Source organism: Mycobacterium sp. 5-140-3-2, from assembly GCF_035666375.1.
GTDB lineage: Bacteria > Actinomycetota > Actinomycetes > Mycobacteriales > Mycobacteriaceae > Mycobacterium > Mycobacterium intracellulare.
Window position 1 is genome coordinate 3,788,013 of sequence record NZ_CP142025.1, and the last position, 25,680, is coordinate 3,813,692.

At 69.1% G+C, this 25,680-nt stretch carries 31 protein-coding genes; 17 read left to right on the top strand and 14 right to left on the bottom strand.

Features of this window, described 5'->3' with window-relative positions; genetic code table 11:
• Window positions 1-30 precede the first annotated feature (30 nt).
• A complete protein-coding gene (locus tag P6281_RS17410) occupies window positions 31-687 on the top strand; it encodes a potassium channel family protein (protein WP_008258524.1) in 657 nt (218 codons plus the stop codon).
• Here the strand turns inward: P6281_RS17410 and P6281_RS17415 are convergent.
• Window positions 684-1,373 carry a DUF3159 domain-containing protein gene (locus P6281_RS17415; protein WP_043955794.1) on the bottom strand — a complete coding sequence of 230 codons (690 nt, stop codon included), beginning with the start codon at window positions 1,371-1,373 and terminating at the stop codon, window positions 684-686. The genes P6281_RS17410 and P6281_RS17415 overlap by 4 nt on opposite strands.
• Window positions 1,374-1,387: 14 nt before the next feature.
• On the bottom strand, window positions 1,388-1,756 hold the full coding sequence (locus P6281_RS17420; protein ID WP_003875251.1) for an OB-fold nucleic acid binding domain-containing protein: 369 nt from the start codon (window positions 1,754-1,756) through the stop codon (window positions 1,388-1,390).
• A gap of 132 nt (window positions 1,757-1,888) precedes the next feature.
• Here P6281_RS17420 and P6281_RS17425 point away from each other — a divergent pair, with 132 nt between their 5' ends.
• On the top strand, window positions 1,889-2,590 hold the full coding sequence (locus P6281_RS17425) for a hypothetical protein (RefSeq protein ID WP_014385375.1): 702 nt from the start codon (window positions 1,889-1,891) through the stop codon (window positions 2,588-2,590).
• 8 nt (window positions 2,591-2,598) lie between these two features.
• Here P6281_RS17425 and P6281_RS17430 read toward each other — a convergent pair whose 3' ends face one another.
• Window positions 2,599-3,372, bottom strand: coding sequence for a DUF3710 domain-containing protein (locus P6281_RS17430; RefSeq protein WP_008258541.1), 774 nt, complete (start codon window positions 3,370-3,372; stop codon window positions 2,599-2,601).
• A 43-nt stretch (window positions 3,373-3,415) separates the two neighbouring features.
• Complete coding sequence (dut, locus tag P6281_RS17435) at window positions 3,416-3,880, bottom strand: dUTP diphosphatase (protein WP_014385376.1); 465 nt, start codon at window positions 3,878-3,880, stop codon at window positions 3,416-3,418.
• Between the two features lie 25 nt (window positions 3,881-3,905).
• Here dut and P6281_RS17440 point away from each other — a divergent pair, with 25 nt between their 5' ends.
• Complete coding sequence (locus P6281_RS17440) at window positions 3,906-4,391, top strand: DUF3093 domain-containing protein (protein ID WP_009955729.1); 486 nt, start codon at window positions 3,906-3,908, stop codon at window positions 4,389-4,391.
• Between the two features lie 9 nt (window positions 4,392-4,400).
• On the opposite strand, the gene P6281_RS17445 is transcribed toward P6281_RS17440, so the two are convergent.
• A complete protein-coding gene (locus P6281_RS17445; protein ID WP_008258544.1) occupies window positions 4,401-4,703 on the bottom strand; it encodes a DUF4193 domain-containing protein in 303 nt (100 codons plus the stop codon).
• Window positions 4,704-4,908: 205 nt separating this feature from the next.
• Between P6281_RS17445 and cei the strand changes: the two genes are divergently transcribed.
• Complete coding sequence (cei, locus tag P6281_RS17450) at window positions 4,909-5,559, top strand: envelope integrity protein Cei (RefSeq protein ID WP_008258545.1); 651 nt, start codon at window positions 4,909-4,911, stop codon at window positions 5,557-5,559.
• Between the two features lie 5 nt (window positions 5,560-5,564).
• On the opposite strand, the gene P6281_RS17455 is transcribed toward cei, so the two are convergent.
• On the bottom strand, window positions 5,565-6,443 hold the full coding sequence (locus P6281_RS17455) for an inositol monophosphatase family protein (protein WP_014385377.1): 879 nt from the start codon (window positions 6,441-6,443) through the stop codon (window positions 5,565-5,567).
• A 102-nt stretch (window positions 6,444-6,545) separates the two neighbouring features.
• Between P6281_RS17455 and ppgK the strand changes: the two genes are divergently transcribed.
• From ppgK to P6281_RS17470, 3 genes are all read left to right on the top strand, one after another.
• Window positions 6,546-7,355, top strand: a complete 810-nt coding sequence (gene ppgK, locus P6281_RS17460) for a polyphosphate--glucose phosphotransferase (RefSeq protein ID WP_008258547.1) — start codon at window positions 6,546-6,548, stop codon at window positions 7,353-7,355.
• 177 nt (window positions 7,356-7,532) lie between these two features.
• Window positions 7,533-9,038, top strand: a complete 1,506-nt coding sequence (locus P6281_RS17465) for an RNA polymerase sigma factor (RefSeq protein WP_026071295.1) — start codon at window positions 7,533-7,535, stop codon at window positions 9,036-9,038.
• 135 nt (window positions 9,039-9,173) lie between these two features.
• Complete coding sequence (locus tag P6281_RS17470; RefSeq protein ID WP_041785112.1) at window positions 9,174-9,590, top strand: RidA family protein; 417 nt, start codon at window positions 9,174-9,176, stop codon at window positions 9,588-9,590.
• Here the strand turns inward: P6281_RS17470 and P6281_RS17475 are convergent.
• A complete protein-coding gene (locus P6281_RS17475; protein ID WP_038536870.1) occupies window positions 9,536-9,907 on the bottom strand; it encodes a DUF952 domain-containing protein in 372 nt (123 codons plus the stop codon). The genes P6281_RS17470 and P6281_RS17475 overlap by 55 nt on opposite strands.
• A 123-nt stretch (window positions 9,908-10,030) precedes the next feature.
• On the opposite strand from P6281_RS17475, the gene P6281_RS17480 reads away from it, so the two are divergent.
• Together P6281_RS17480 and P6281_RS17485 are read left to right on the top strand one after the other, a co-directional pair.
• Window positions 10,031-10,216: a DUF7455 domain-containing protein gene (locus P6281_RS17480; RefSeq protein WP_008258551.1), complete on the top strand. Its 186-nt coding sequence runs from the start codon at window positions 10,031-10,033 to the stop codon at window positions 10,214-10,216.
• 64 nt (window positions 10,217-10,280) lie between these two features.
• A complete protein-coding gene (locus P6281_RS17485) occupies window positions 10,281-11,282 on the top strand; it encodes a YihY/virulence factor BrkB family protein (protein WP_009955740.1) in 1,002 nt (333 codons plus the stop codon).
• Here the strand turns inward: P6281_RS17485 and P6281_RS17490 are convergent, their stop codons facing one another.
• Window positions 11,283-11,522 (bottom strand): DUF3039 domain-containing protein, encoded by a 240-nt coding sequence (locus tag P6281_RS17490; protein ID WP_008258553.1) that lies wholly within the window; start codon window positions 11,520-11,522, stop codon window positions 11,283-11,285.
• A gap of 70 nt (window positions 11,523-11,592) precedes the next feature.
• On the opposite strand from P6281_RS17490, the gene P6281_RS17495 reads away from it, so the two are divergent.
• The 3 genes from P6281_RS17495 to P6281_RS17505 all read left to right on the top strand — a co-directional run bounded on the left by P6281_RS17495 (window position 11,593) and on the right by P6281_RS17505 (window position 13,983).
• On the top strand, window positions 11,593-12,039 hold the full coding sequence (locus P6281_RS17495) for a DUF3099 domain-containing protein (protein WP_008258554.1): 447 nt from the start codon (window positions 11,593-11,595) through the stop codon (window positions 12,037-12,039).
• A 135-nt stretch (window positions 12,040-12,174) separates the two neighbouring features.
• On the top strand, window positions 12,175-13,164 hold the full coding sequence (gene sigB, locus P6281_RS17500; protein WP_050782802.1) for a sigma-70 family RNA polymerase sigma factor SigB: 990 nt from the start codon (window positions 12,175-12,177) through the stop codon (window positions 13,162-13,164).
• Between the two features lie 129 nt (window positions 13,165-13,293).
• Window positions 13,294-13,983 carry a metal-dependent transcriptional regulator gene (locus tag P6281_RS17505; protein WP_008258556.1) on the top strand — a complete coding sequence of 230 codons (690 nt, stop codon included), beginning with the start codon at window positions 13,294-13,296 and terminating at the stop codon, window positions 13,981-13,983.
• Between the two features lie 22 nt (window positions 13,984-14,005).
• Here the strand turns inward: P6281_RS17505 and P6281_RS17510 are convergent, their stop codons facing one another.
• Entirely contained in the window at window positions 14,006-15,067 is a 1,062-nt protein-coding gene (locus P6281_RS17510; protein ID WP_201359078.1) for a DUF4192 domain-containing protein, read from the bottom strand.
• Window positions 15,068-15,180: 113 nt separating this feature from the next.
• Here P6281_RS17510 and sthA point away from each other — a divergent pair, with 113 nt between their 5' ends.
• Window positions 15,181-16,596 carry a Si-specific NAD(P)(+) transhydrogenase gene (gene sthA / locus P6281_RS17515; RefSeq protein ID WP_202284430.1) on the top strand — a complete coding sequence of 472 codons (1,416 nt, stop codon included), beginning with the start codon at window positions 15,181-15,183 and terminating at the stop codon, window positions 16,594-16,596.
• A gap of 85 nt (window positions 16,597-16,681) precedes the next feature.
• Here the strand turns inward: sthA and P6281_RS17520 are convergent, their stop codons facing one another.
• Window positions 16,682-17,518, bottom strand: a complete 837-nt coding sequence (locus P6281_RS17520) for a trypsin-like serine peptidase (protein WP_014382918.1) — start codon at window positions 17,516-17,518, stop codon at window positions 16,682-16,684.
• Between the two features lie 230 nt (window positions 17,519-17,748).
• Here P6281_RS17520 and P6281_RS17525 point away from each other — a divergent pair, with 230 nt between their 5' ends.
• From P6281_RS17525 to P6281_RS17535, 3 genes are read left to right on the top strand one after another with little or no spacing between them, the layout of a single operon-like run.
• Window positions 17,749-18,720 carry a proteasome assembly chaperone family protein gene (locus tag P6281_RS17525; protein WP_008258561.1) on the top strand — a complete coding sequence of 324 codons (972 nt, stop codon included), beginning with the start codon at window positions 17,749-17,751 and terminating at the stop codon, window positions 18,718-18,720.
• 60 nt (window positions 18,721-18,780) lie between these two features.
• Entirely contained in the window at window positions 18,781-19,812 is a 1,032-nt protein-coding gene (locus P6281_RS17530; RefSeq protein ID WP_008258562.1) for an alpha/beta fold hydrolase, read from the top strand.
• A gap of 47 nt (window positions 19,813-19,859) precedes the next feature.
• Window positions 19,860-20,546, top strand: a complete 687-nt coding sequence (locus P6281_RS17535) for a PhzF family phenazine biosynthesis protein (RefSeq protein ID WP_009955002.1) — start codon at window positions 19,860-19,862, stop codon at window positions 20,544-20,546.
• Between the two features lie 24 nt (window positions 20,547-20,570).
• Here P6281_RS17535 and P6281_RS17540 read toward each other — a convergent pair whose 3' ends face one another.
• The 3 genes from P6281_RS17540 to P6281_RS17550 form a co-directional block, all read right to left on the bottom strand.
• On the bottom strand, window positions 20,571-21,056 hold the full coding sequence (locus P6281_RS17540) for a peroxynitrite isomerase (RefSeq protein ID WP_009955003.1): 486 nt from the start codon (window positions 21,054-21,056) through the stop codon (window positions 20,571-20,573).
• 34 nt (window positions 21,057-21,090) lie between these two features.
• A complete protein-coding gene (gene nrdR / locus P6281_RS17545; protein WP_008258565.1) occupies window positions 21,091-21,555 on the bottom strand; it encodes a transcriptional regulator NrdR in 465 nt (154 codons plus the stop codon).
• A gap of 152 nt (window positions 21,556-21,707) precedes the next feature.
• On the bottom strand, window positions 21,708-22,202 hold the full coding sequence (locus P6281_RS17550) for a LysM peptidoglycan-binding domain-containing protein (protein WP_008258566.1): 495 nt from the start codon (window positions 22,200-22,202) through the stop codon (window positions 21,708-21,710).
• Window positions 22,203-22,494: 292 nt separating this feature from the next.
• Here P6281_RS17550 and lexA point away from each other — a divergent pair, with 292 nt between their 5' ends.
• A complete protein-coding gene (lexA, locus tag P6281_RS17555; RefSeq protein WP_008258568.1) occupies window positions 22,495-23,205 on the top strand; it encodes a transcriptional repressor LexA in 711 nt (236 codons plus the stop codon).
• Between the two features lie 15 nt (window positions 23,206-23,220).
• On the opposite strand, the gene P6281_RS17560 is transcribed toward lexA, so the two are convergent.
• The gene (locus P6281_RS17560) at window positions 23,221-25,437 is read right to left on the bottom strand and encodes an LGFP repeat-containing protein (protein ID WP_095763515.1); all 2,217 of its coding nucleotides are present in this window, start codon (window positions 25,435-25,437) and stop codon (window positions 23,221-23,223) included.
• Window positions 25,438-25,680: the final 243 nt, after the last annotated feature.

The window sequence follows — 25,680 nt, forward strand, 5'->3', positions numbered from 1 at the left end:
TACGGGACCGGCTGTGAGGGGACGGCGCATATGAAGGTAGCGGTTGCCGGTGCCGGTGCGGTCGGTCGCTCGGTCACGCGGGAACTCATTGGCAACGGCCACGACGTGACGTTGATCGAGCGCAACCCCGACCACGTCGACGTCGACGCCATCCCGGCCGCGCACTGGCGCCTGGGCGATGCGTGCGAGCTGACGCTGCTGGAATCGGTGCACATGCAGGAGTTCGACGTGGTGGTGGCCGCGACCGGCGATGACAAGGCCAACGTCGTGCTAAGCCTCTTGGCCAAAACCGAATTCGCGGTGCCCCGGGTGGTGGCCCGGGTCAATGACCCGCGCAACGAGTGGCTGTTCACCGACGCCTGGGGCGTCGACGTCGCGGTGTCGACACCGCGCATGCTGGCGTCGCTCATCGAGGAGGCCGTCGCCGTCGGCGATCTGGTGCGGCTGATGGAGTTCCGCAAGGGGCAGGCCAACCTCGTCGAGATCACGCTGCCCGATGACACGCCCTGGGGCGGCAAGCCGGTGCGCAAACTGCAGCTGCCGCGCGACACCTCGCTGGTGACGATCCTGCGCGGCCCGCGGGTCATCGTGCCCGAGGAGGACGAGCCGCTCGAAGGCGGCGACGAGCTGCTGTTCGTCGCCGTCGCCGAGGCCGAAGAGGACCTGCAGAAGCTGCTGTTGGGCTAGTCGCCGACGCTACGGGGTGCCAGCTCGGCGCCCGCCGCGATGGCCCGTTGCGCCGACTTGATCGCCGCGTAGGTCGCCAGCGCGGCCAGCACGGTCAGTGGCCAGCCCATCCCGATCCGCGCGGCCGCCAGCCACCCGGTCCGATCGGCGTCGTAGAGCAGCCCCTGGACCACGAAGCGGGAGGTGAACACCAGCACCCAGCCCAGTGAGGCGATGTCGAACGCAAGGACGGCCTTTGGAACGCTGCGCCAGCCGTCCCCGCGGCCGGTGGCCCAGCTCCACGCGTAGCCCACCAGCGGCCGGCGGATCGCCACCGACGCCGCGACCACCACCGCCCACACCAGCGACATCCAGATGCCCAGCAGGAAATAGCCCTTGGACTCCCCCAGCACGTAGGCGATCAGCGCGCACAGCGCCACGCCGAAGAACCCGGACAACGCCGGTTGTGGGGAATCCCGCCGGATCAGCCGCCACAGCAAGACCAGCGCGGCCACCCCCAGCGCGGCCGCGATCGCCGGGACCAGTCCCGACACGCTCGAGACGATCACGAAGACGACCACCGGGAGCGACGAGTAGATGACGCCACTGACGCCGCCCGCCTGCGCCAGCAGGCGCTCGGGGCTGATGCGACTAGTGGTTTGTTCCGATGAGCCCGGCTCCCGGGCGGGCGGGGTGGCCCCGCCCAATCCTTCCGGGACGGTCACCGTTGAATTTCGTAGTGCGGGTTGTAGATCGCCTTGGTTCCGTTCTCGAGCTTGCCGAGGCGGCCCCGCACGCGCAGGGTGCGGCCCGAGTCGATGCCCGGGATGCGGCGCTGGCCCAGCCACACGAGCGTGACGGTGTCGCTGCCGTCGAACAATTCCGCGCGAACCCCGCCGGCGCAGGCCCTGCCGTTGCATTCCACGCTGCGTAGCGTGCCGACCATCGTGACCTCCTGGCCACGCTCGCAATCGATAGCCCGTTGCGCGCCGGTGCTGGCGACTTCGTCGGACAGTTCCTCAGAGTCGCGTTGCTCCGGATCCTCCGTCAACCGACGGGTCAGCCGGCGCAGATACCCTTGGGCCCCCATGGCCACTCCTGACGATAAAAGCTTCGATGCTTCCCTCTATGCCAACGGACACCGTAGACCTCTTGGTTCCCCAGCGCCAACCGACTCAAACGTGATGTTGGACCGCAGGTCAACGCCGTGCACTATCGAGGGGTGGTGGTCGATCTGAACGGTGTGACGACGGTGTTATTGCCCGGAACCGGCTCCGACGACGACTACGTTCAGCGGGCGTTTTCGGGCCCGCTGGCCCACGTCGGCGCGGTATTGATGAACCCGCCGCCGCGTCCCGACCGGCTGATCGACGGCTACCTGGCGGCGCTGGATGCCGCGGCGTGCGAAGGTCCGATCGCCGTCGGCGGCGTGTCGATCGGCGCGGCGGTCGCGGCGGCCTGGGCGCTGGCCCATCCGGACCGGACGGTCGCGGTGCTGGCCGCGCTGCCGGCGTGGGCGGGGGCGCCCGGTGAGGCGCCGGCCGCCCTCGCGGCGCGGTACTCGGCCTCCCGGCTGCGCGCCGACGGCCTGGCGGCGACGACGACCCAGATGCGGGCGTCCAGCCCCCCGTGGCTGGCCGACGAGCTGACCCGCTCGTGGGGCGCCCAGTGGCCGCACCTTCCGGACGCCATGGAGGAGGCGGCCGACTACGTCGCGCCGAGCTGCGACGAGCTGGCCGGGCTGGCCGCGCCGCTGGCGGTGGCGGCCGCGGTCGACGATCCGATCCATCCGCTGCAGGCCGGCCTCGACTGGGTCGCCGCGGCGCCGCGCGCGGCGCTGCGCACGGTGACGCTGGATCAGATCGGCGCGGATCCCGCCGCCCTGGGCGCGGCCTGCCTGGCGGCGCTGGCCGAGCTGGGCTAGCCGGGGTCTCAGCCGCCGGTGGTGGTGCGCAGCTGTTGCATCGCCGACCCGTCGGCGCTGCGGCGCGCGGCCGGCTGGTCGGCGGGGGCCTGCTGGTCCTCGGATTGCTGCGCATCCGCTTGTTGGGCGGCCTGTTGCGCCGCGGCGGCTTCGCGCAGCTGTTGCGCCATCGGCTCGGGCAGCTGCACGGCCAGCGGTGTGCGCACCGGCAGGGGCGTGTCGCCGCGCCGAACCACGGTGTCGGCCAACGCCGCTCGCGCCTCCTGCTCGAGCGCCTCCATCGTCTCGTGGGCGCCGTTGATGACGCAGCGGATCATCCAGCGGTAGCCGTCGACGCCGATGAAGCGCACCACGCCGGTGGCGGTGCCGACCACCTCGCGCCCCCACGGCCCGTCCTTGATGCTGACCTGGGCGGAGTCGTTGCGCAGCGACTCGGCGAGCTCGCCGGCCACCTCACGCCACAGCCCACCCGTCTTGGGCGCCGCGTAGGCGGCGATGGTGAAACGACCGTTGGGCGTGACGACCCAGACCGCGCTCGGGACACCGGTTTCGGTCAACTCGACCTGCAGCTGGCCGGCCTCGGGCATGGGGATCAGCACCGAGCCCAGGTCGAGCCGGGCCAGCTCGGCGACGGCGGGATCGTCGAAGTCCTCGATGTCGAACGGGCCCTCGAGTTCCTCGGCAGCGGGCTCGTCGGCGCCCGGCGTCACGGCCTCGTCCGCCCGGGCGTCCGCGGCCGAAGCGCTGTCGTCCTTGCGTGAGCGTTTACCGAATGCAGCCATCAGCGCCGCTCCTTTTCATCGCTTCGCCCTGCTCGCCGGCGCATCACAGACTCGCGTGTCCGCCGGAGGAACCGTGACCACCGTCGCCACGGGACGTTTCGGCCAGCCCGGCCTCGTCGAACGACGACACCTCGACCAGCTCCACCAACTCGACCCGCTGCACCAGCAGCTGGGCGATGCGGTCGCCGCGATGCACCACGATCGGCTCGGTCGGATCGAGGTTGATCAGCGCGACCTTGATCTCGCCGCGGTAGCCCGCGTCGATGGTGCCGGGACTGTTGACGATCGAAAGCCCAACGCGCGCAGCCAATCCCGACCGAGGATGGACCAGCCCGACCATGCCGAACGGGATGGCGACCGCCACGCCCGTGCGCACCAGGGCGCGCCGCCCGGGCTCGAGCTTGACGTCCTCGGCGCTGTAGAGATCGATCCCGGCGTCGCCTTCGTGGGCGCGGGCGGGCAGCGGAAGCTCGGGGTCAAGGCGGACGATGGCCAGACTGGTCGACACGGGGCCACAGACTACCCTTGACTGCGTGTCCGATACCCGCGTCGCGCCGCACAACGTGCGGTATCGCGAACGATTGTGGGTTCCGTGGTGGTGGTGGCCACCGGCCCTCGCGCTCGCCGGCATCCTCGCGTTCGAGTTCAACATGGGCGTCACCCGCCACTCCTCGTGGTGGCCGTACGCGGCACTGTTCGCGGTGGCGGCCGCGGCACTGTTGTGGCTGGGGCGCGTCGAGATCCGGGTCACCGCCAACCCGTCCGCGCCGGGGGAAGTGGAACTGTGGGCGGGCCCCGCGCACCTGCCGGTCACCGCGATCGCCCGGTCCGCACAGGTAGCGCCCTCGGCCAAATCCGCCGCGTTGGGCCGCCAGCTCGACCCGGCGGCCTACGTGCTGCACAGGGCGTGGGTGGCGCCGATGATCCTGATCGTCCTCGACGACCCGGACGACCCGACGCCGTACTGGCTGGTGAGTTGCCGTCACCCGGAACGGGTGCTGTCGGCCCTGACAACGTAGCGGCAGCTATCAGGCCGCGCAGTCGGTACAGATCATCACGCCGTTCTTCTCGCTGGCCAGCCGACTGCGGTGTTGCACCAGAAAGCAACTCGAGCAGGTGAACTCGTCAGCCTGCTTCGGAACGACACGGACCGAAAGTTCTTCACCGGACAGGTCGGCGCCGGGCAGTTCGAAATTCTCAGCGGATTCAGATTCGTCGACATCGACGACGGCCGAAGCCGCCTCGTTCCGTCGCGCTTTGAGCTCCTCCAGCGAGTCCTCCGAAACGTCGTCCGTCTCGGTGCGCCGTGGAGCGTCATAATCGGTAGGCATATCTATTCCCCTGCCCTATTGCCTCTGCTTGCCTCTGCATGCCCTCGTAAATCTCAAGCATCGCTTTGTACCAGCGTCGAACGCATCCACCAAATGATTCGTGCCCGTATCGCGGCCCATTAAGGTGTGATTTACCTCACACACCCATTTTCACCCTTGCGCTCGCTTCTGAACAGTGGGTTTGGGGTGCGACTAGAGTGCAGCTGTGGTCACGCAAATCACCGAGGGTACAGCTTTTGACAAGCATGGTCGGCCCTTCCGGCGGCGCAACCCCAAGCCCGCGATCGTCGTGGTGATTTTGCTCGCAGTGGCCACCGCGGTCGTCTGGACCGTGGCGCTGACCCGGCCCGCCAAGGTGCACGAGGCGGTGGTGTGCAATCCCCCGCCGCAGGCGACCGGTTCGGCGTCGGCGCAGCTCGGTGAGCAGGTGTCGCGCAGCGCCATGATGGACGTCGCGCCCGCCAAACTCGCCGACACCAAGGTCCGCGTCCTCAACGCCAGCGGCCGGGGCGGGCAGGCCGGCGACGTCGCCGGGGCGATGAAAGACCTCGGCTTCGCGCAGCCGACCGCCGCCAACGACCCGCTCTACGCCGGCACCCGGCTCGCCTGCCAAGGCCAAATCCGTTTCGGCACCGCCGGACAGGCCACCGCCGCGGCGGTGTGGCTGGTGGCGCCGTGCACCGAACTGTTCAACGACAGCCGCGCCGACGACTCCGTCGACCTCGCCTTGGGAACCGACTTCAGCGCGTTGGCCCACAACGACGACATCGACGCCGTGCTCGCCACCCTGCGGCCCGGCGCGACCGAGCCGTCAGATCCCACGCTGCTGGCCAAGATTCACGCCAGCAGCTGCTGAGGCGCTCAATCCAGGATCGGATCCAGGCCGTTGAACCGCTCCAGGACGGCCAGCAGCTCGTCGGCGATCCCGGGGGCGGCGGCCAGCACCAATCCCGCCCCGGTGGCGTCGTGCGCCGGCAGCACCACCCGGGCCCCCGCCTCGGTGGCGATCAGCGCGCCCGCGGCGCGGTCCCACACCTTCAGGCCGTGCTCGTAGTAGGCGTCCAGCCGGCCCGAGGCCACCATGCACAGATCCAGCGCCGCCGAGCCGATGCGGCGAACGTCGCGGACCACCGGCAGCATGCGCGCCAACAACGCCGCCTGCGCCGCGCGGCGCTGCCGCGAATAGCCGAAACCGGTGCCCAGCAACGCCATTGACACGTCCTCGACCGCCGCGCACTGCAAGGGCTGAGTCCCTTGGCCGTCGCTGACGTGCGCGCCGAGGCCGCTGGCCGCCGAGTACACCCGGTCGGCGACGACGTCGGCGACCGCCCCGGCCACCGACTCGCCGTTGACCTGCGCGGCGACCGACACCGCGTAGGCGGGAACGCCGTAAACGAAATTCACTGTGCCGTCGATGGGATCGAGCACCCAGGTCACCGATCCGGGCGGGGTGCCCGCCGGGTCGGTCGGTCCGCCGCCCTCCTCGCCGAGAATGGGGTCCCCAGGCCGCAATTCGGCCAGCCGGTCCCGCAACAGGCGCTCGGTCTCGGTGTCGACCACCGTCACCGGATCGGTCGGGGTGCTCTTGGTCCGCACCGCGCCGCTGTCGGGGCCTGTCACGCCGGCCGGCTCGGCGCCGAATACCTCGGCGCGCCGGCGCCGCACGAACGCGGCGGCCTCCGTGGCCACGGTTTCGGCCACTGAACGCAGCCGCACGAGCTCGTCATCGGATTGGATCACCGGTCTATCGCATCACAGTCGGCGCGGGCGCGCAGACACCGCGGGCTGCCGGCGTCGCGGCGTTAAGGTGAGCGGACAGCCCCGTCACGCCGAGGAGATTCGATGACCAGCACCGACTCGACCACGGACACGCCCGGCGCAGCACCGGCCGACGGCACACATGAACGCCGCGGCTTCGGCATCGACGTCGGCGGCAGCGGCATCAAGGGCGGCATCGTCGACATGGACACGGGGTTGTTGATCGGCGAACGGGTCAAACTGCTGACCCCGCAACCCGCGACGCCGTCGGCGGTCGCCAAGACCATCGCCGCGGTCGTCAACGAATTCGGGTGGACCGGGCCCCTCGGCGTGACCTACCCCGGGGTGGTCACGCACGGTGTGGTGCAAACCGCCGCCAACGTGGACAAGTCCTGGATCGGGGTCAACGCCCGCGACATCATCAGCGCCGAGCTGGACGGTCAGGACGTGACGGTCCTCAACGATGCCGACGCGGCCGGGCTGGCCGAGGAGCACTACGGGGCGGGCAGGAATCAGACGGGCCTGGTGATTCTCTTGACGTTCGGCACCGGTATCGGCTCGGCGGTCATCCACAACGGCACGCTGATCCCCAACACCGAATTCGGGCACTTGGAGGTCGGCGGCAAGGAAGCCGAGAAACAAGCCGCCTCCTCGGTGAAGGAAAAGAAGGGCTGGTCCTACGAAAAATGGACCAAACACGTCACCGAGGTGCTGGTGAGCATCGAGAACGCGATGTGGCCGGACCTGTTCATCGCCGGGGGCGGGATCAGCCGCAAGGCCGACAAGTGGCTGCCGCTGCTCGAAAACCGCACCCCGGTGGTGGCCGCGGCCCTGCTCAACACGGCCGGGATCGTCGGCGCGGCGATGGCCGCCACCTCGGACGTGACCCACTGAATTTCGCCCGGCACAGCTGTAGTACCGCGCACTGTCGTTACAATGGTCTTCGGCGAACGCCCAACCGATAGCGTGCGACTACGCACGCTGATACCAACGCCGACATCGACATAGCAGACACTTTCGGTTAACCATGCCCAATACCCACCGAAGGTGAGCCCAAACGAAGGGGTGTAAGTGGCAGCGACCAAGGCAAGCCCGGCAACCGATGGGCCGGTGAAACGCACCGCCACGAAGTCTGCGTCGTCCCCCGCCAAGCGTCCGGCGGCCAAGGCCGCCAATGGCTCCGCGCCCGCCAAACGGGCCGCCAAGACGACCGCGCGGTCCACCAAGTCCGACGCCGCCGAGCCCGCCAAGAAGACCCGCGCCAAGGGCGCCGAGGCCAAGGGCCGCGGCACCAAAGCGGCCAAGGGCGGCCCGGCGGATCCCGACGCCCTCGATTCCGACGGCGCCGTCGAGGATCTCGACAACGAACCAGACCTCGAGGCTGAGCCCGGCGAGGACCTCGACATCGACAGCGACCTGTCCCTCGACGACCTCGAGGAAGACGTGGCGTCCGAAGACGCCGAGGTCGAATCGGGCGATTCCGAGGTGGGTGACGACGAGGAGGCGCCCGCCCCCGCGGCGGCCGCCGAGCCCGCCGCCGACGAGGACGACGAGATCGCCGAGCCCACCGAAAAGGACAAGGCCTCCGGCGATTTCGTCTGGGACGAGGACGAATCCGAGGCGCTGCGCCAGGCCCGCAAGGACGCCGAGCTCACCGCCTCCGCCGACTCGGTTCGCGCGTACCTCAAGCAGATCGGTAAGGTCGCGCTGCTCAACGCCGAGGAAGAGGTCGAGCTGGCCAAGCGGATCGAGGCCGGCCTGTACGCCACGCAGCTGATGACCGAGATGACCGAGCGCGGCGACAAACTGCCGGCCGCCCAGCGCCGCGACATGCAGTGGATCTGCCGCGACGGCGACCGCGCCAAAAACCATCTGCTGGAGGCCAACCTGCGGCTGGTGGTGTCGCTGGCCAAGCGCTACACGGGCCGCGGCATGGCGTTCCTCGACCTCATCCAGGAAGGCAACCTGGGTCTGATCCGCGCGGTCGAGAAGTTCGACTACACCAAGGGCTACAAGTTCTCCACGTACGCCACCTGGTGGATCCGCCAGGCCATCACCCGGGCCATGGCCGACCAGGCCCGCACCATCCGCATCCCCGTGCACATGGTCGAGGTGATCAACAAGCTGGGCCGCATCCAGCGCGAGCTGCTGCAGGACCTGGGCCGCGAGCCCACGCCCGAAGAGCTGGCCAAGGAAATGGACATCACGCCGGAAAAGGTGCTGGAGATCCAGCAATACGCGCGCGAGCCGATCTCGCTGGACCAGACCATCGGCGACGAGGGCGACAGCCAGCTGGGCGATTTCATCGAGGACAGCGAGGCCGTGGTGGCCGTCGACGCGGTGTCGTTCACGCTGCTGCAGGACCAGTTGCAGTCGGTGCTCGAGACGCTCTCGGAGCGCGAGGCCGGCGTGGTGCGGCTGCGCTTCGGCCTCACCGACGGCCAGCCCCGCACCCTGGACGAGATCGGGCAGGTGTACGGGGTGACCCGCGAGCGCATCCGCCAGATCGAGTCCAAGACCATGTCGAAGCTGCGCCACCCCAGCCGCTCGCAGGTGCTGCGCGACTACCTGGACTGAGCCCGGTCCGGCCTTCCGTGAGAACGGTTGGCGCACAAGCTGTTCGCGGCTCGCGGCACCCCGACCGAGCCAAACAACCCATGCCGCGGGGAAATTCGGCTGCGCTGGCGGCGCCGCCGTCGTACGGTGAGGCGCATGTCAGCACACCGCACAGTGGTCTCGTCCGGTTCGGAATTCGAATCGGTGGTCGGTTACTCGCGCGCGGTGCGGGTCGGTCCGCATGTGGCGGTGGCCGGTACGACCGGCACCGGGCCCGCCGGTGACATCGCCGCCCAGACGCGAGATGCCCTGCGCCGCATCGACATTGCACTGCAACAAGCCGGCGCGTCACTCACCGACGTGATACGCACGCGCCTCTACGTCACCGACATCTCGCGCTGGCGCGAGGTGGGCGCCGTGCACGAGGAGGTGTTCGGCGCGATCCGCCCCGTGGCCACCATGGTCGAGGTCTCGGCGCTCATCGCGCCCGAGTTGCTGGTGGAGATCGAGGCCGACGCCTACGTCGACTCGCCGGTGACCGGAGGGAAGGCGCCGTCGGCCCCCGGGGGGTAAGGGGTGACGCGGGTCACCGCGGCGACCGGCAGGGTGCCGTACAGGTGCGGGAACAACATCGACGCCGGATCGGTTGGCACTCCCGGCTCCCAGCGCACCGGTGCGTCGAGGCGAGCCGGGTCGATGCGCAACAGCACCAGGTCACGCCGGCCCCGGTAGAGCCGGTTGGCGGGCAGGTGGACCTGCTCGGGCGTCGACAGGTGGATGAATTCGGCGCCGTCCGCGGGGCGGATGGCGCCGTCACGGCGGGCCTGCGCCCACTGCTCGGCCCCGCACAGGTGCACCAGCACGTCGGCAGCGAAGGTCACGACGGTCACCCTAGAGAACCGTCCACACCAAATCTGACCAGGCCGTGAGAAACGACACACCCGATAACGATCGGGGAACAAGGCGAAAACGCCATACGTCTGAGAAAGTGAATGTACGAGAACGGAGAAGCCATGAATGCAACTCTGACGAGTCCAGAACTGACACGGGCCGACCGCTGCGACCGCTGCGGTGCCGCGGCCCGTGTGCGCGCCAAGCTGCCTTCCGGCCTCGAGCTTCTCTTCTGCCAGCACCACGCCAACGAGCACGAGGCCAAGCTGACCGAGCTGGACGCCGTGCTGGAGGTCAGCGGAAGCTAGCCAACCGAACTCGCCCGTCCCCAATGTGGGCAGCGCGGGCGATCTTCGGTAATGCTGGACTGGTATGAGCGATCAGGTCGCAAAACCGTCGCGCCACCACATCTGGCGAATCACCCTGAGGGCTCTGTCCAAGAGCTGGGACGACTCAATCTTTTCCGAGTCGGCTCAGGCTGGTTTCTGGTCGGCGTTGTCCCTGCCGCCGTTGCTGCTCGGGATGCTGGGCACGATGGCCTACGTGGCGCCGCTGTTCGGGCCGGACATGCTGCCCAACATCCTGCGGCAGCTGCTTTCGACGGCGCACAGCGTGTTCTCCCCCAGCGTGGTGAACGAGATCATCGAGCCGACGGTCCGCGACATCGCCAGCAACGCCCGCGGAGAGGTGGTGTCGCTGGGATTCATCATCTCGCTGTGGGCGGGGTCGTCGGCGATCTCGGCGTTCGTCGATTCCGTCGTCGAGGCGCATGACCAGACGCCGCTGCGCCATCCGGTGCGGCAGCGCTTCTTCGCGCTGTTCCTCTACGTCGTGATGCTTGTGGTCGTGGTGGCGACCGCGCCGCTGGTCGTGGTGGGCCCGCGCAAGGTGGAAGAACACATCCCGCTCGGCCTGTCCAACGTGCTGCGCTACGGCTACTACCCGGCGCTGATCATCGGCCTGACGCTCGGGGTGATGATCCTGTACCGGGTCGCACTGCCCGAACCGCTGCCGTCACACCGGCTGATCCTCGGTGCGATGCTGGCGACCACGGTGTTCGTCACCGCCACCCTGGGCCTGCGGTTCTACCTGAGGTGGATCACCAGCACCGGCTACACCTACGGCGCGCTCTCCACCCCGATCGCATTCCTGCTGTTCGCGTTCTTCGGCGGGTTCGCGATCATGCTCGGGGCCGAACTCAACGCCGCGGTCCAGGAGGAGTTTCCCGCGCCCACCACGCACGCCCACCGGGTGCGCACCTGGTTGTTCTCCCGCTCGCCCGCCCTGAAGAAGACGGTGGAGACGCTGGCCAGCCCGATCGCGAATCCCGCCACGCAACAACGCGATACCGCGCCGGCGAAGCCGCCCGGGTGATCAGCCCTTCTTGAGCCGGTCGTAGATCTGCTTGCACTCCGGGCAGACGGGTGAGCCCGGCTTGGCCGCCTTGGTGACGGGGAACACCTCGCCGCACAACGCGACGACGTGGTTGCCCAGCACCGCGCTCTCGGCGATCTTGTCCTTCTTGACGTAGTGAAAATACTTGGGTGTGTCGCTGCCGGTCCCGTCGTCGACGCGTTCGTCGGTCTCGGTGCGCTCGATCGTCTGGGTCTGCATACCTGACATTCTTGCACTGCCCGGTGCGCTGCCGGGCCGCCCCGAAACCGGCCACGCCGGAATCGTCCAGGTGTGGGACAGTGGAGAAATGAAGCACGGCTCCGACGCGGGGTTCGACGGCAGCTTCGATGACTTCGCCGGCCACAAGGGCCGCCCGGTGCTCATCACCGCCGCCGAGCCCTCCTATGAGGAGCAGCATCGCGCGCGGGTCCGTAAATACCTGACCCTGATGGCATTCCGGATTCCGGCCCTCATCCTCGCCGCGCTCGCCTACGGCGCGTGGCACAACGGCCTGATCTCGCTGGCGATCGTGGCGGTGTCCATCCCCCTGCCCTGGATGGCCGTGCTGATCGCCAACGACCGCCCGCCGCGCCGCCCCGACGAGCCCCGCCGGTTCGACAACGCGCGCCGGCGCACCCCCCTGTTCCCCCGCGCCGAACGCCCGGCGCTCGAGGCTCCGCGACACCCGCAGCCGGGGTGGCCTCCCGACCCGCGGGGCGGAATCGACGACGGCTAGCGCTCGTTCCGTCTTCGGTGCCGTCGCGGCGCACTTCTCAGGACATTCTCAGGTCTTCGGGACATTTGTGCACGTCAAGACGTGTGAGATGGGGAACCGCTGGGAACTCTGAACCCTAATCGGTCGTTGAACTCGATGACAGTACAAGCCGAACGGGAGGTCGCTATGGCGAACGCCAGCACGAGCAGATTTGACGGCGATCTGGATGCTCAAAGCCCCGCGGCGGATCTAGTGCGCGTATATCTGAACGGAATCGGCAAGACGGCGTTGCTCAATGCGGCGGGGGAAGTTGAACTCGCGAAGCGGATCGAAGCCGGGCTCTACGCCGAGCACCTGCTCGAAACGCGTAAGCGCCTCGGGGAGAACCGTAAACGCGATCTAGAGGCCGTGGTGCGCGATGGTAAGGCCGCGCGCCGTCACCTGCTGGAGGCGAACCTGCGCCTGGTGGTGTCGCTGGCCAAGCGGTACACGGGTCGTGGCATGCCGCTGCTGGACCTGATCCAGGAGGGCAACCTCGGGCTGATCCGCGCGATGGAAAAGTTCGACTACACAAAGGGATTCAAGTTCTCGACCTACGCCACGTGGTGGATTCGTCAGGCCATCACCCGCGGCATGGCCGACCAGAGCCGCACCATCCGGCTGCCCGTCCACCTGGTGGAGCAGGTCAACAAGCTGGCGCGGATCAAGCGTGAGATGCACCAGAACCTCGGCCGCGAGGCCACCGACGAGGAACTGGCCGCCGAATCCGGCATCCCGGTCGACAAGATCAACGACCTGCTCGAGCACAGCCGCGACCCGGTGAGCCTGGACATGCCGGTCGGCTCCGAGGAGGAAGCCCCGCTGGGCGACTTCATCGAGGACGCCGAGGCGATGTCGGCCGAGAACGCGGTGATCGCCGAGTTGCTGCACACCGACATCCGCAGCGTGCTGGCCACGCTCGACGAGCGCGAGCACCAGGTGATCCGGTTGCGGTTCGGCCTCGACGACGGCCAGCCCCGCACGCTGGACCAGATCGGCAAGCTGTTCGGGCTGTCCCGCGAGCGGGTTCGCCAAATCGAGCGGGACGTAATGTCCAAACTCCGCAACGGGGAGCGCGCCGACAGGCTACGGTCGTACGCGAGCTGACAACTCACTCAAGCTAGGTAGCAGACAGTATGCCCGCCGCGTCAGCGGCGGGCATACTGCTTGCCTGGGAGGCGTTACACCCATTCATGCAGCTGGCCAAGTAGACTCAGCGTCGATGGAAGGTGCTGAATGAACGACCTGGTTGACACCACCGAGATGTACCTGCGGACCATCTACGACCTCGAAGAAGAGGGCGTAACGCCGCTACGTGCCCGAATCGCCGAACGCCTCGATCAGAGCGGGCCGACTGTCAGCCAAACCGTGTCCAGGATGGAGCGCGACGGGCTGCTCCACGTGGCCGGTGACCGCCACCTCGAGCTCACCGACAAGGGCCGGGCGCTGGCCGTGGCCGTCATGCGCAAGCACCGCCTCGCCGAGCGACTGCTGGTCGACGTCATCGGTGTGCCCTGGGAGGAAGTGCACGCCGAGGCGTGCCGCTGGGAGCACGTGATGAGCGAGGAGGTCGAGCGGCGGTTGGTCAAGGTGCTCAACCACCCGACCACCTCGCCGTTCGGCAACCCGATCCCCGGGCTTCTGGACCTGGGCGTGGGCCCTGAGTCCGGCGCCGAGGAGGCCATCCTCGTCCGGCTGACCGAGTTGCCGCCCGGCTCCCCGGTGGCGGTGGTGGTCCGGCAGCTGACCGAACACGTCCAGGGCGACACCGACCTGATCACCCGCCTCAAGGACGCCGGCGTGGTCCCCAACGCGCGCGTGACCGTCGAGACCGGCCCCGCCGGCGTGACCATCGTCATCCCCGGCCACGAAAACGTCACCCTGCCCCACGAGATGGCCCACGCGGTCAAGGTCGAAAAGGTCTGACCCACCACCCCTGGCCCCCCGGCTAGCCCGCCCTGCGGCCGAACGGCCGACGCGGCGGGAGCCGCACCCCGAACTGCTTGGCCAGCCGGTACCCGGTGAGCGCGAGATCCCGGATGTCCTCGGGCCGCAGGCCCGAGGACAACGCGGTGTCCAGCATGCCCGCCATCCGGTGCTCGGGCTCACAGCGCAGCGCCTCCTGCAGCGACACCCCGGCCAGCGGGCCGTCGCCGCGCGCGTACGCGCTGAACGCGAGCAGGACCAGCGCCTCGACCCGCCACGGCGGCGGCAGGGTGCGCGCCAGCACCGCCCACAGCGACTCGACGTCGTCGGCGCCCTCGCCGACGGCCAGCGCGTACAGGATGTCGCGGACCTGCGGGTCGCTCAGCGCGCAGCCCAGCGCCGCCAGTTCGGCGTCGGACAGCGATTCGCCCGAGGCGACCCGGGCGGCGGCCGCCATCGCGCCCTCCACGTCGCCGCGGGTGCAGCGGACCGGATGCGCGCGATGCGCGGCGCGGCGCCGGGCGGCGTGCCGGCCGACCGCGCCGGCCAATGCGGCGCTGCGGGCCGGGTCGTCGGGCGCGATGACCGCCTGCAGGTCGGCGCGGCGCGGGTAGAGCCGCCTGCCCTCCAGCACCGCCGCCGCGGCCAGCGGCGAGGCCGAGGGGTCCTCGACGAGGCCGCTCGACCCGCAGCCCTCGACACAATGCCAGCGTCCGCCGAGGGCGACCCGGTCGACCACGTGGGTGGCCCAGAGCTCAATGTCGTGCTGCGACAAGGACTCTGCGAGGGCCTCACACAACTGCCGGTACTCGTCGTTGCAGCTGGGACAGTGCGCGCCGTCGGCGTCGACGATCACCGCGATGACGGCCTCGGGCCGGGCCGCCGCGGCGACCTCGGCCAGATGACCGACCCGTCCGAACAACTCCTCGGAGAGGTCGACGCGCATCACCGACCCGAGGTGCCGATCCTCCAAAGACACTAATACCAATGAATTTTCGGGAATGAAGCCGAGAACGGCGGGCAGCGCGGCGATGAGCGCGCCGGGGCGGGAAAGCTCGAAGTCGGGTTGTGCATGCGTGGTCATGAGCACCAACGCTGACGGCCGCCACCGTCGGCCGGTGCTCGCGCGCGCCGGCGCGGCAACCCAGCTGTGGATGAACCCGGCACTGTGAGTTGTGCTGCTCTACTGTTTAGCCCATGGGCTCGGCGCAAGAGTACGACATGGTGGTCATCGGTTCGGGGCCCGGCGGGCAGAAGGCCGCCATCGCCTCGGCCAAGCTGGGCAAGTCGGTCGCCATCGTCGAACGCGGCCAGATGATCGGCGGCGTCTGCGTCCAGACCGGCACCATCCCGTCAAAGACGTTGCGCGAGGCGGTCCTTTACCTCACCGGGATGAGCCAGCGCGAACTCTACGGCGCGAGCTATCGGGTCAAGGAGAAGATCACCCCGGCTGATCTGCTGGCCCGCACCCAGCACGTGATCGGCAAGGAAGTCGACGTGGTGCGCAACCAGCTGATGCGCAACCGCATCGACCTGCTGATCGGCCACGGGCGGTTCGTCGACCCGCACACCATCGAGGTCGAAGACCCGTCGCGGCGCGAAAAGGTAACCATCAGTGGCAAATACATCGTCATCGCCACCGGAACGCGGCCGGCGCGGCCGTCCGGCGTCGAGTTCGACGAGGAGCGCGTGCTCGACTCCGACGGCATCCTCGACCTCAAGACGCTGCCGGCCTCGATGGTGGTCGTCGGCGCCGGGGTCATCGGCATCGAGTACGCCTCGATGTTCGCCGCGCTGGGCACCAAGGTCACCGTGGTGGAAAAGCGCGGTGACATGCTGGACTTCTGCGACCCCGAGGTGGTCGAGGCCCTGAAGTTCCACCTGCGCGACCTGGCGGTGACGTTCCGGTTCGGCGAGGAGGTGACCGCGGTCGACGTCGGCTCGGCGGGCACCGTCACCACCTTGGCCAGCGGCAAGCAGATCCCCGCCGAGACGGTGATGTACTCGGCCGGTCGGCAGGGCCAGACCGACCATCTCGACCTGCACCACGCCGAGCTGGAGGCCGACAACCGCGGCCGGATCTTCGTTGACGACTATTTCCAGACGAAGGTGCCGCACATCTACGCCGTCGGGGACGTAATCGGTTTCCCCGCGCTGGCCGCGACCTCGATGGAGCAGGGACGGCTGGCCGCCTACCACGCGTTCGGGGAAGCGTGCGACGGCATCACCGAGCTGCAGCCGATCGGCATCTACTCGATCCCCGAGGTCTCCTACGTCGGGGCCACCGAGGTGGAGCTGACCAAGGACGCGGTCCCCTACGAGGTCGGGGTGGCCCGGTACCGGGAGCTGGCCCGCGGCCAGATCGCCGGGGACTCCTACGGGATGCTCAAGCTGCTGGTGTCCACCGAGGACCTGAAACTGCTCGGCGTGCACATCTTCGGCACCAGCGCCACCGAGATGGTGCACATCGGGCAGGCGGTGATGGGGTGCGGGGGCACGGTGGACTACCTGGTGGACGCCGTGTTCAACTACCCCACGTTTTCCGAGGCCTACAAGGTGGCCGCGCTCGACGTGATGAACAAGGTGCGCGCGCTCAACCGGTTCCGCCGCTAGGCCAGATGGTGGCGACCCGCTGCGCCCGGCTCCGACATATGGTGGCGACCCGCTGCGGCCACGGCCGCGCTTGCGATCGCCACGGCTAACAGGCGTCCTGCAGGTCGCCGGGGACGGGGTCGCCCGGCCCACCGACTTCGGCGCGGGCCAGCAGCTCCGCGGTCTGGGCGTCGAACGGCGCCGAATACGAGATGTCCGGCGCGCACCCGCCGCGCTCGAGACCGCCGATCAGCCCGGTGAGCGTGGTGCCGCTGACCCACGGAGCGCCGCTGGTGCCGTCCACCAGACCTTCGCACGCGAGCGCGGGGAACCCGCTGTCGCCGACCGAGGTGCTGCCCTGGCACCCGATGGGCTCGCCGCCCACGCCGACCGGATAACCCAGCACGGTGACGCGACTGCCCGGTGGGGGCGTCACGCCCAGCGTCAGCGCCAGACCCGCGCGGGACTCGACGCTGGCGCCGGTGTCGTTGCTGACTCGCGCGATCGCGTAGTCGGCATGCGGATCCTTGCTGGCGACCCAGCGCGGATCGAGGTAGACCGCGTCGGCCTTCCACACGTCGGTGGGAGCGGGCGCGGCGTCGCCGGCGAAACCGGGAACGAAGGTGATCAGCGACGCCCCGGCCAGACAATGCGCCGCGGTCATGATCAGGTCCCCGCCCTTGGAATGCACCACCGAACCGGTGCAAACGTGGAGCGGCCCACCGTCGATGAAGATCGCCCCGATCCGCCGGTCCGGCTCCACCGGACCCGCGACCGCCTTCTGCTCGGGCTGGCTGAGCCGCTGCACGGGGCCGCCGGTCCGCGGCGCCGACACCGGGGCGCCCGACACCTGCTCGACGGGCCGATGACACGACGTCAGCGACGTCGCCACCCCCACCACCGAGCAGAGCACCAGGATCGGTATGCGCATCGCCTTCATCATGCCCGACGCCGCGGCGGCGAGCCGACTTCCGCGCGACGCCGTGCGCCACGGGGTTTGCTGACGCCGCGGAGGGGACCCCCGATAGGGTCTCACCGGATTACGCCTGAGAATTATCGCGTTCCACGGTGCGAACGCCGGAACCGAGTTCGCTGTTCTATCCGGGTGCCGCCTGATTCAGGGGACACTTGGTAGGGCACCCTGAAGGGACCCCCGAGAGGAGGCGATCGAAGATGGATCACCATCGAGACCCAGGTGACCAGTACCAGCAGGGCCAGCCCGGCATGTACGAGCTGGAGCTGCCCGCGCCGCAGTTGTCGACGTCCGACGGCCGCGGCCCCGTACTGGTGCACGCCCTGGAGGGCTTTTCCGACGCCGGTCACGCCATCCGGCTGGCGGCCTCGCATCTCAAGGCCGTGCTGGACACCGAGCTGGTCGCGTCCTTCGCGATCGACGAATTGCTGGACTACCGCTCACGGCGGCCGCTGATGACCTTCAAGACCGATCACTTCACCAACTATGACGACCCGGAGCTGAGCCTCTACGCGTTGCGCGACACCGTCGGCACCCCGTTCCTGTTGCTGGCCGGCATGGAGCCCGATCTCAAGTGGGAGCGCTTCATCACCGCAGTCCGCCTGCTGGCCGAGCGGCTCAACGTGCGCCAGACCATCGGCCTGGGCACCGTCCCGATGGCCGTTCCGCACACGCGGCCGACCACGATGACCGCGCACTCCAACAACCCGGAGCTGATCGCCAATTTCCAGCCGTGGATCGCCGAGATCCAGGTCCCGGGCAGCGCGTCCAACCTGCTCGAGTACCGGATGGCCCAGCACGGCCATGAGGTGGTCGGCTTCACCGTGCACGTCCCCCACTACCTCACCCAGACCGATTACCCGGCCGCAGCTCAGGCGTTGCTCGAGCAGGTCGCCAAGACCGCGTCGCTGGAGCTGCCGCTGACCGCGTTGACCGAAGCCGCGGAGGTGATCCGGGCCAAGATCGACGAGCAGGTCGAGGCGAGCGCAGAGGTCGCTCAGGTGGTGGCGGCGCTGGAGCGCCAGTACGATGCCTTCATCGACGCTCAGGAGAACAGATCGTTACTGTCGCGCGACGAGGATCTGCCGAGCGGCGACGAGCTGGGCGCGGAGTTCGAGCGATTTCTCGCCCAGCAGGCGGAGAAGAAGTTCGACGACGACGATCAGGCCTGACCCTCTGCCGAACACCCAGCCACACCGCCCTTAGCCCGGCCCGACAGCAAGGTTGGCCCTATGACCGAGCGGAAGCGCAAGAACAGGCTCCGCCCGGTGCGCGAAGTGACCGCACCCACACTCGAGTTCCGCACCATCCACGGTTACCGGCGCGCCTACCGCATCGCGGGCTCCGGGCCGGCGATCCTGCTGATCCACGGCATCGGCGACAACTCCACCACGTGGAATGCCGTGCAGGCCAAGCTCGCCCAGCGCTTCACGGTCATCGCCCCGGACCTGCTGGGTCACGGCCGATCCGACAAGCCGCGCGCCGACTACTCGATCGCCGCATACGCCAACGGGATGCGGGACCTGCTCAGCGTGCTCGACATCGAACGGGCCACCATCGTCGGTCATTCCTTGGGCGGCGGTGTGGCCATGCAATTCGCCTACCAGTTCCCGCATTTGGTGGAGCGGCTGATCCTGGTGGGCGCCGGCGGCGTGACCAAGGACGTCAACTTCGTCCTGCGGTGGGCTTCGCTGCCGATGGGCAGCGAAGCCATCGCCCTGCTGCGATTGCCCCTGGTGCTGCCGGCGGTTCAGGTCGTGGGCCGGGTCCTGGGCGCCGCGCTGGGCAGCACCGGCCTGGGCCGTGACCTGCCCAACGTCCTGCGGATCCTCGACGATCTGCCGGAACCGACGGCGTCGGCGGCATTCAGCCGAACCCTGCGGGCGGTGGTGGACTGGCGCGGGCAGATCGTCACCATGCTCGACCGATGTTATTTGACCGAAGCCATCCCGGTGCAGATCGTCTGGGGCACCAAGGATGTGGTGGTCCCGGTCCGGCACGCGTGGATGGCCCATGCCGCGATGCCCGGTTCGCGGCTCGAGATCTTCGAGGGCTCCGGCCACTTTCCCTTTCACGACGACCCCGCCCGCTTCATCGAGGTCGTCGAGCGCTTCATGGATTCGACCGCGCCCGCCGAATACGATCAGGCCGCGCTGCGCGGGTTGCTGCGCACCGGTGGTGGCGAGCGGGCCGTGAGCGGCCCGGCGCCCACGCGCGTCGCCGTGCTGAACGCCATGGGGTCCGACGAACGCAGCGCCACCTGATTCCACCTTGATCGAGGCGGCGCGGTTCGGGGTCGTACAGTCGGGCCATGGGTATCGACGTCACGGTGTTGCGGGTGTTCACCGACGCGGACGGCAATTTCGGCAATCCGCTCGGCGTGGTGGATGCCGCTGAGGTCGGGGTCGCGGACCGGCAACGGGTGGCGACCCAATTGGGCTACAGCGAAACGGTTTTCGTCGACCGTCCGGCCGCGGGCTCCGCGACCGCGCACGCCACCATTTACACGCCCCGGACCGAGCTGCCGTTCGCCGGGCACCCGACGGTCGGCGCCTCGTGGTGGCTGCGGGAGAACGGTCGGCCGATCAACACGTTGCAGATACCGGCGGGAATCGTGCAGGTGGGCTACGACGAACACCACACCCGCATCAGCGCCCGCGCGGAATGGGCGCCCGAGTTCGCGTTGCACGAATTCGCTTCGGCCGACGATGTTCTCGCCGCCGACCCGACGGACTTCCCCGACGACACGGCGCACTACCTGTGGGCCTGGACCGACCGGGCCGCCGGGGCGCTGCGGGTGCGCATGTTCGCCGCCAACCTCGGTGTGGCCGAAGACGAGGCGACCGGTTCGGCCGCGATGCGCATCACCGACTACCTGAGCCAAAACCTGCGGATCACCCAGGGCAACGGCTCGGTCATCGAAACCACCTGGAGCGCCGAGGGCTGGGTCGCGGTGGCCGGGCGGGTGGTCAACGACGGTGTGCGACAGCTGGACTGACCGGGGCCGCCGGCGGTCGCACGCTCAGCGCTGCCGGTGCAACACCGCGGCCAGGTGGTCCTGCAGCGGCTGGCCGACCGCACCCATCTGCACCGTGTAGGACAGCTCATCGCCGTCGATGCGGAAGCAACGCCCCAGTCCCGTCACCTCTTTGGCCGTAGGCGTGAGGCCGACCGTCGTGGTGGACATCTGCATGTCGATGAGGTCGCCGGTGACCGAATAGGTGCCGACCTCGATCTCGGTGATGCCGCTCGGGTGGGCCAGCACCAGCTCGACGTGGCCCGGCTGCGGCACGCGAAGGTATCCCGTCTCGGCGTGTAGCGGCTTGCCGTCGGCCACCGCCTTGGTTTTCTGGGCGTAGGCCAAAAAGGGTTTGCCCACATGGGCGAACGTGACTTCTTCGAGGTAGTCGAACGGCGGGATCGTCGGGTACTTGCCCGCGCCCTGGCCGACCCACGTGCCGAGGAGCGGGGCCAGGGCCGCCAGGTCGGGATGCAACTCAGGGGGCATGCACCGAGCCTAGCGGGCCCCCCGGCGGGATCCGTCAGCCCGGCGTGGCCACTCCGCGGTGCTCGCGCAGCGCCTGGATCTCGCGCTCGAAGTCGTCGGCGGACTCGAAGGAGCGGTACACGGACGCGAACCGCAAGTACGCCACCTCGTCGAGATCGCGCAGCGGCCCGAGGATGGCCAGGCCGACCTCGTGGCTGGGGACCTCCGGGGAGGCCACGGCGCGCACGGTGTCTTCGACCTGCTGGGCCAGCAGATTCAGCGCGTCGTCGTCCACCTGGCGGCCCTGGCAGGCCCGGCGGACTCCGCTGATGACCTTTTCCCGGCTGAAGGGCTCGGTGACGCCGCTGCGCTTGACCACCGCCAGGACCGCGGTTTCCACGGTGGTGAAACGCTTTCCGCATTCGGGGCACGATCGGCGACGCCGGATGGCCTGCCCCTCGTCGGTTTCGCGCGAGTCGATCACCCGGGAATCCGGATGGCGGCAGAAGGGACAGTGCATGACCGCTCCTTCACCGTGCCGACAACCGGGTACCGCAGAACTTTGAGCGTACCCGTGCGCTGACCTGCACGGCTAACGGAGCCGCCCTCCCTGGGGCGGCGCCACGCGGGCCGCGCACCTCACGGGCCGGAACCGTTGGGACACAACGACCGTCAGCCGATCGGGGCGATCAGCGTTTGGCCGGCAACCAGCGTCGGCGAGTTCAGGTCGTTGAGCTCACGGATGCGATCGGCCACCGCGGCGGCCGGCGCGTCGGGGGCCACGCGGTGAGCGACATCCTGCAGTGACTCCCCCGCGTCGACCCGCACGACGGCGAGCCGGTTCGGGACGGGGGCGGCCGAATTCGTCGAGTCGCCGTTGAGCGCCTGCCCCACGTTCGCGACGAGGCCCAGCCACAGCGTGATCGCCCCGGCGGCGAGTGCCAGACCAACCGTCGTCGCCCAGGTGACGGCGCGCCTGCGGTGCGGAGCGACAGACATCGCGACCCCGGTGCCGTAGTAGCGCGTCGGGGCGCCCGCGGGCCGCGACGGCGCGGGGCGCCGCGAGCGGGCCAGGCCGTCCCTGCCGTACCGAACGCCCTGAACCGGTCCGTTGACCGGGCGCCGAAGACTGCTGGTGCGCGGCGCAAGCGTGTGGATGACTGTCATCTGCGTTCCTCCGGTCAACTAGCTCTCGCTCGTGTGTTCGACTCTAATCGCTTGTGTGTTCGAAACCCGAACATTTGAGCGAAGCGTGTCGCACGAGCAAAACGCTAGATCACACCACCGGCAACTCCGTCGGCCTCTACCACTGTCACGAGGCACAAATACCCGGTCTCGGCAAGAGTTACACATTTGTGATTCGGCCGATGGCGGCGCTTTTCCGGCCCGGGACGCCCGGGCGACACGCCAGTCGAACACATGTTTGATTCTTGTCGGCGGTGCGGCTACATTCAGTGCCATGGGCGACAGCAACGACACTTCCCCGAACACCGGCCCGGCCGCGGCGGACGGCCGGCTGCACTCCGTGGACTCCGCGCTGACCGAGCGGCAGCGCACCATTTTGAATGTCATTCGCGCCTCGGTGACCAGCCGCGGCTATCCCCCGAGCATCCGGGAGATCGGCGACGCCGTCGGGCTGACGTCGACGTCCTCGGTGGCGCACCAGCTGCGCACGCTGGAACGCAAGGGGTATTTGCGCCGCGACCCCAACCGGCCCCGGGCGGTCGATGTCCGCGGCGCCGACGACGACGTGGCCGCGCCCGCCACCGAGGTGGCCGGGTCGGATGCGTTGCCGGAACCCACGTTCGTCCCGGTTCTCGGGCGGATCGCGGCCGGTGGACCCATCCTGGCCGAGGAAGCCGTCGAAGACGTGTTCCCGCTGCCGCGCGAGCTGGTCGGCGAGGGCACGCTGTTCCTGCTCAAAGTGGTGGGCGACTCGATGGTGGAGGCCGCGATCTGCGACGGCGACTGGGTCGTCGTGCGCCAGCAGAACGTCGCCGACAACGGCGACATCGTCGCGGCGATGCTGGACGGCGAGGCCACCGTCAAGACGTTCAAACGCGCCGGCGGTCAGGTGTGGCTGATGCCGCACAACCCGGCGTTCGACCCCATCCCGGGAAACGACGCGACCGTGCTGGGCAAGGTCGTCACGGTGATCCGCAAGGTCTAGCGGCCGGCGGCCCCGCTAGTCGGCCCGGGTGAAGCCGTTGGCCAGCGCGACCTCTTCGCTGGACAACCAGATCTCGGGCAGCGTGTCCTGGTACAGGTCGCTGCCGGGCGTGTAATACAGGCCGTACCGGGCGCTCGCCTTGATCGGGTAGCCGTCCGGCGCCTGGTACGGGTCGTCGAGTGGCAGGTGGATGGTCGGGCGCCCGTCCGGGCCCGCCAGCCCGTTCTCCGAGCCGTCCTCGGCGTCGTCCGCGGCGGCGTGCCGACCGCCGGATCGCTGCGCGGCGACGAAGGCCCCGGCCGCCCCTGCGCCGACCGCCCCGGCCTCGGCGGCCCCGGACACGTCGGGCTCCGCGGCGACATCGTCCTCGGGTTCGACTTCCGCCTCAGGGACCGCGACGTCGGGATACTCATCCTCGGGCGCGGCGGTTTCCAGGGCACCGGTGACGGCGTCGGCATCCGGCGGCGTGTGCGCAACGGCGACGTCGGGATACTCGTCGTCGGCGTACTCGTCCTCCGGATAGCCGGCGTCGGCGTAGTCGGCGTCGACGTAGGCGGCATCGTCGGCGGTCTCGGCCTCGGCGACCTCGGGAACGGCGTCGGTGTAGTCGGTGTAATCGGCCTCGGCATCGGGATAGTCGGCCTCCGCCAGCATCTCCTCCGAGACGACGGGAATGGAGTCGGTGTCGATCGCGTCGGGGTCTTCCTGCTCGACGCCGTAGTCGCTCTCCGACGGCGCCTGACGCTGCCAGCTGACCCGCGCGGTGGCCGCGGCATCGGTCGGCCGCTCGGGTTCGCGCGGCCCGCCCGGCGCGAAATGCTCGGTCGCGAGGTCGGGGTCCTCCGGACCCCAGGGCGCGTCATACCCCTGGTCGGGCGCATACCCGGCGGCACCGTCGGCGCCGGAGCGGCGCCGGCGCCATCCGAACAGCGCCCACGCCACCACCACCAGCAGCACCAGGACCGGAATGGCGGCCAGCCACCACCACGAATGCCAGCCGAACTTGTTGGCGTGTGACGGCATGGCCGAACTGCTCGGCTGGTTCTGGCCCGAGACCTGAAGGCCGCTCAACAACGGCGCCAGGTTGGCCGGGTCGGTGCTGAACGTGTTCTTCGCCCGGTTCCACGAAATCTTGCCGCCGGTGAACTGCTGCGAGATCACGTCACCGTCCACGGCCTGGTCGCCGACGGGCGCCCCCAGTTTGCCGGCCGGACCGCGCAGTTTGTCCCAGGCGGCCTTCATCGCCCCGCGCACGACGAACGCGCCGTGCTCGGCGGTACGGAAGATCACCGGTTTGTCGGCGGCCGAGAAGGTGCAGATCCGGCTGGACGGGCCGATGCCGCCCTCGGTTTCGTTGGTGACCGGGAATCCGAGGCCGCTGCCGACGGGCCCGCCGAGCGACTCGTATTTGGCCAGGATGTCGGTCTCGAGCGCGTTCGCGCCGGTCGCCGGGGTGAAGAACACCTTGCCGCCGGCGAAGTTCTGGACGATGCCGTCACCGCCGATCGGGGTCTGCCCGCCCTGCTTGGCACCCAGCGGTCCGTTGGGTCCCCCGGCCGCCCGCCACGCCATGTTGATGGCCGCGGTGGGATCGATCGCCACCTGCAGGCCCTTCAACTGGTCGGCCAGCCCCGGCGGTTCGGTGGTGAACTGCTTGGTCTGCCGGTTCCACGAAACCTGGCCGCCGCTGAACTTCTGCGAGGACACCTCGCCGTTGTAGGTCTCGTCGCCGACCGGAACACCGAGCACCCCGCCCGAGCTGCCCAGCTTGTCCCAGGCGGAGTTGATGGCGCCGCGCACCACGTACGGGCCGTGCTCGGGCGTCCAGAAAATCACCGGCTTGTCGGTGGCCGAGAAGGTGATCACCCGGCTGTCGGGGCCCGCCAGGCCCGGCACTTCGCTGATGGCCGGGAAACCCAGATCGCTACCGGCCGGCCCGCCCAGCATCTCGTATTTCTCCAGGATGGGCCCGTAGGCGAATTTGGCCCCGGTGGCCGGGGTGAAGAACATTTTGCCGCCGTCGAAGTCCAGGGCGAACCCCTCCCCGGCGGGGTACACGTCACCCTTGCGGGGGCCGAGCGGGGACGTGTCGCCGCCGGCCTTCTCCCACGCGGCCATCATCGCCGCTTCGGCGTCACCTATCGGGCTCGCGGTGGCGACGGGCGCCAGCAATACGGCGGCTAGTGCTGTGGTCGTCAGGCTGACCAGCGCGCTTCCGATCAGCTTGCGCATGTGACCTCTATGCACCTTCACCAAGCCTTCCAGCCTCCGGATACGGCTCTATCTGCGGCTATGCCCTTACCTGCATAACCGGCGAAACGGGCCGTTCTTCCGCGGGGAATGGACCCGCTCACGATCCGCCTTATCGCCGGGCTCGCATAACTTTGCTCCAGCCAACAAGAAATGCGAAGTCAAATCACGAATTTTACAAAAAGGGATACCACACCGATGTCGAAATGATGCCGGGCCACGGCC

Excerpts from the sequence above, each read along its gene's own strand:
- P6281_RS17485 (WP_009955740.1), top strand. The coding sequence starts at position 10,281 with ATGAGCGATCAGGTCGCAAAACCGTCGCGCCACCACATCTGGCGAATC.
- P6281_RS17535 (WP_009955002.1), top strand. The coding sequence starts at position 19,860 with ATGGGTATCGACGTCACGGTGTTGCGGGTGTTCACCGACGCGGACGGC.
- P6281_RS17550 (WP_008258566.1), bottom strand. The coding sequence starts at position 22,202 with ATGACAGTCATCCACACGCTTGCGCCGCGCACCAGCAGTCTTCGGCGC.
- P6281_RS17540 (WP_009955003.1), bottom strand. The coding sequence starts at position 21,056 with ATGCCCCCTGAGTTGCATCCCGACCTGGCGGCCCTGGCCCCGCTCCTC.
- P6281_RS17490 (WP_008258553.1), bottom strand. The coding sequence starts at position 11,522 with ATGCAGACCCAGACGATCGAGCGCACCGAGACCGACGAACGCGTCGAC.
- P6281_RS17480 (WP_008258551.1), top strand. The coding sequence starts at position 10,031 with ATGAATGCAACTCTGACGAGTCCAGAACTGACACGGGCCGACCGCTGC.
- P6281_RS17505 (WP_008258556.1), top strand. The coding sequence starts at position 13,294 with ATGAACGACCTGGTTGACACCACCGAGATGTACCTGCGGACCATCTAC.
- P6281_RS17445 (WP_008258544.1), bottom strand. The coding sequence starts at position 4,703 with ATGCCTACCGATTATGACGCTCCACGGCGCACCGAGACGGACGACGTT.
- P6281_RS17420 (WP_003875251.1), bottom strand. The coding sequence starts at position 1,756 with ATGGGGGCCCAAGGGTATCTGCGCCGGCTGACCCGTCGGTTGACGGAG.
- nrdR (WP_008258565.1), bottom strand. The coding sequence starts at position 21,555 with ATGCACTGTCCCTTCTGCCGCCATCCGGATTCCCGGGTGATCGACTCG.
- ppgK (WP_008258547.1), top strand. The coding sequence starts at position 6,546 with ATGACCAGCACCGACTCGACCACGGACACGCCCGGCGCAGCACCGGCC.
- P6281_RS17430 (WP_008258541.1), bottom strand. The coding sequence starts at position 3,372 with ATGGCTGCATTCGGTAAACGCTCACGCAAGGACGACAGCGCTTCGGCC.
- P6281_RS17525 (WP_008258561.1), top strand. The coding sequence starts at position 17,749 with ATGGATCACCATCGAGACCCAGGTGACCAGTACCAGCAGGGCCAGCCC.
- P6281_RS17510 (WP_201359078.1), bottom strand. The coding sequence starts at position 15,067 with ATGACCACGCATGCACAACCCGACTTCGAGCTTTCCCGCCCCGGCGCG.
- sthA (WP_202284430.1), top strand. The coding sequence starts at position 15,181 with ATGGGCTCGGCGCAAGAGTACGACATGGTGGTCATCGGTTCGGGGCCC.
- P6281_RS17520 (WP_014382918.1), bottom strand. The coding sequence starts at position 17,518 with ATGATGAAGGCGATGCGCATACCGATCCTGGTGCTCTGCTCGGTGGTG.
- sigB (WP_050782802.1), top strand. The coding sequence starts at position 12,175 with ATGACAGTACAAGCCGAACGGGAGGTCGCTATGGCGAACGCCAGCACG.
- P6281_RS17530 (WP_008258562.1), top strand. The coding sequence starts at position 18,781 with ATGACCGAGCGGAAGCGCAAGAACAGGCTCCGCCCGGTGCGCGAAGTG.
- P6281_RS17560 (WP_095763515.1), bottom strand. The coding sequence starts at position 25,437 with ATGCGCAAGCTGATCGGAAGCGCGCTGGTCAGCCTGACGACCACAGCA.
- P6281_RS17470 (WP_041785112.1), top strand. The coding sequence starts at position 9,174 with ATGTCAGCACACCGCACAGTGGTCTCGTCCGGTTCGGAATTCGAATCG.
- P6281_RS17410 (WP_008258524.1), top strand. The coding sequence starts at position 31 with ATGAAGGTAGCGGTTGCCGGTGCCGGTGCGGTCGGTCGCTCGGTCACG.
- lexA (WP_008258568.1), top strand. The coding sequence starts at position 22,495 with ATGGGCGACAGCAACGACACTTCCCCGAACACCGGCCCGGCCGCGGCG.